Origin of the sequence: Paraburkholderia sp. SIMBA_054 (genome assembly GCF_046534875.1) — a bacterium.
Lineage (GTDB): Bacteria > Pseudomonadota > Gammaproteobacteria > Burkholderiales > Burkholderiaceae > Paraburkholderia > Paraburkholderia hospita.
Genome location: NZ_JAWRXV010001364.1, coordinates 1 through 248, shown reverse-complemented (window position 1 = coordinate 248; position 248 = coordinate 1). Strand labels below are relative to the sequence as shown.

At 69.4% G+C, this 248-nt stretch carries 1 pseudogene; it reads right to left on the bottom strand.

The features are described 5' to 3' along the window. Positions 1 to 58: 58 nt before the first annotated feature. A pseudogene (locus tag SB822_RS59535) lies at positions 59 to 248 on the bottom strand (hypothetical protein); the annotation flags it as partial.

The window sequence follows — 248 nt, the reverse complement described above, 5'->3', positions numbered from 1 at the left end:
GCTGACGCAGAACGAACATTAGAGCCGGGCATGCGCTTCGCTTCGGGGCGCCCCCGGGTCACGGTCGCGTACCCGCCTGCCACGCAGGCAGTTCCGGGATCCTCGATGCGAGTGCGGCAGCCGCCAGCAGCAGCATCGCCGCGCCCGCCAGCGCCGGTCCGTAACTGCCGCGCGCGTCATGGACCAGCGCATACAGCACCGGGCTGGCGGCCATGCCGATCACGAATACCGAGAACAGCAGTCCGTAC